This window comes from Hydrocoleum sp. CS-953 (assembly GCF_002260545.1).
Classification (GTDB): Bacteria; Cyanobacteriota; Cyanobacteriia; order Cyanobacteriales; family Microcoleaceae; genus Trichodesmium.
The window spans coordinates 1-2,544 of the sequence record NZ_LGSU01000253.1 but is presented as its reverse complement, the minus strand read 5'-3'; the positions used below and the strand labels follow the sequence as shown (position 1 = coordinate 2,544).

The following is a 2,544-nucleotide window of genomic DNA, read 5'->3' as shown; positions in this document are numbered from 1 at the left end:
GAAGAACCCAAAGTCTACTCCTAGAAAATTAGAAATTATCAAATTAAGTACATTCGATAATTTATCTATCTAAAAAACAGTAGTTAAAATTACAAATATAATTTACGCATTCTGATTCTTACAAGAAAGTCTATGGCATATTTAAAAGCCAAACATTTAACTGAAGCTGAGAAAAAACGGGATGAGAAGAACCCAAAGTCTACTCCTAGAAAATTAGAAATTATCAAATTAAGTACATTCGATAATTTATCTATCTAAAAAACAACAGTTAACATTACAAATAGAATTTACGCATTCTGATTATTATAAAGAAGTTTATGGCATATTTAAAAGCCAAACATTTAACTGAAGCTGAGAAAAAACGGGATGAGAAGGTAGCAAAGTCTACTCGTAATTTAGTCTTTGTCAATGACAAAATCAAATTTCAGTCAGAAGAAGATTTGGAAAATTATATAGAAGAAAATTTTAACCAGATTTTTCCAGGCTTAGTTTTGATTAAGCGTCAGCATACTATTAATACACAAAGATGTGATTTACTATGCTCTATTCAATCAGTTAAACAACCTGTGATAATTGAGTTGAAAAATGAAGAGGATAGGGGTTTAATATCTCAACTTACTAGGTATAGAAAAGCTTTACTGATAGAAAAACCTTTTGCAGAACAAATAGATTATTCATTACCTGTGAAATTAATAGCAATCGCTCCTATTTTCCATGAGGATAATTATGCAGATAAGGAAGCTTCTAAGTTTGACGATAATTTTTGTTTGTGGCAGTTTAGGATTGATATTGAAGAGAATCAAGAGATTGCTCAATTTAATCTTTCAGGAAAAACTTATGATATTCCTTATCCTATATTTGGTTTACCAGGAAAAAATTTAAACTCTGAATCTTATAGTAAAAGTTTAACTAGCTTTGCTTTTGAATTTTATTTGAGACTAGATAAAAAATACGAGAAAAATTTTCAAGCTTTACGAAATAAATTAATTGGTCAACCAAAAATTAAAGAGATGGTTAGCACGAGCTATAGAAAAGTATTGTACGGAACAGGTGAAGGAAAAAATCATAAAAAGTTGGCAGAAATTACTAATACTTCTGGAAAAGATGTATGTTTATTTTTGTGGTTGCCGACATCTGTAGATACAAAGTCAGAGAGACCAGTCGCAAGATTTGGATTGGTTTTAAAAAATTCTAGTAATCCTTTATCTAATGATTCTGTTGTTGAGTGGTTAGTATCAACTAAAGACACTTTGAATAGCAAAAATACACCCAATATTAATTCAGAAGTAGCTGCTTATAATAGAGATGGTACATTAAAATGGAGTAGAGCAAATTTATATTTAGCTAACGTGACTTTTCGTTACACTCAAGACTTAGCTAAATTAGAGGAGTGGAAAAGAGTAGCTAAAACATCTAAGTCTAAAGCATTAAACCAGGTCGTTAATTCCTATCAAAATAATCCGACATTCTTGTTACTAATGTATGTTTTAAAAGGTCTGACACCAGAAAATATTACTGATGAAGATAGAGCTTGGTGGGAGTCATATAAAACACAAACTCCTACACATTTGGGTTGGTATATTGATTTAGCTATTAAAGCTTGGAATTATAGGATTAAGTAAAAGCAGTTTAACTCACTATCCTATTGTTCAGTTTGCCAAATAAATGATGTAAATTAAATTGAAAATTGAGTATTTTTATGTTGTGGATAATAGCTTTAAATCTATAAAATAAAAAATTGATAGGAAGGTTATATTATGAGTAAAACAAAGCCTATTTCTGAACAATTAAAACCTATTTTAGAAAATGGCGATCGCGACAGCTAAAATCCTTTCATAGGAAGAAACACTTGTCTCAATCTCAAGTGAAACAACTATAATTCGGCTTTGCTGAAAAAGTCTGTTTTCAGGAGTAGGGGAGTAATTTTTTTGCCCAACTATGCTAACTTTTTGAGAATGAACAGCTAAAAACCAGGTACTTTTTCAAAACTTAAAAATGCACCTTATTTCTCTGTCAATGCTTTTATATTTAATCAGGAGAGGAATAATTAGCTAATCCTAATTAATTCCTCAATACTTTTCTTGTTAATTTTCCACATCTCCTCTTCTTCCCAAACCCATCTACTATCTACCCGTTCCACTGTACCGTCCAAATTAAACATAGTTACTGTTGCNTTTTTACCACAATGGCGCAGAGGCAACCAATTGGGTTTGGGGCCGCGTTTTTTACCAGAGATTCTTGGTCTTCCTTTGTATAGAGGAATTCCCCAAGTCCGACCATTAATTTTCCGAGCGCCTTGAATCCGACCTTCCTTGACTAAAACTCGGACTCGTTGGGCAGAAATATTCAATAAAGAAGCAGCTTCAGTTGTACCAACAAGCATAATATTTAACTATTGCGTACAACAGAATAATACCAAATAATACAAAAATTACAAAGCCATACATTTGGGTGCTTCAGATAAAAATGTTTTTGTTAATCTGGGATTTCCTGAAAAAAACAGAGTGTGCGGAAAGGAGTAAGATAAAAAACTCCAAAAAAGAT

Annotated in this window: 2 protein-coding genes; both read left to right on the top strand. The window is 31.4% G+C overall.

What is annotated here, in order from left to right; genetic code table 11:
• The first annotated feature begins 132 nt into the window (after nt 1–132).
• Nucleotides 133–258 carry a hypothetical protein gene (locus AFK68_RS43225; protein WP_256386463.1) on the top strand — a complete coding sequence of 42 codons (126 nt, stop codon included), beginning with the start codon at nt 133–135 and terminating at the stop codon, nt 256–258.
• Nucleotides 259–317: 59 nt separating this feature from the next.
• Nucleotides 318–1,622, top strand: a complete 1,305-nt coding sequence (locus tag AFK68_RS02225; protein WP_094671285.1) for an endonuclease NucS domain-containing protein — start codon at nt 318–320, stop codon at nt 1,620–1,622.
• Nucleotides 1,623–2,544 lie beyond the last annotated feature (922 nt).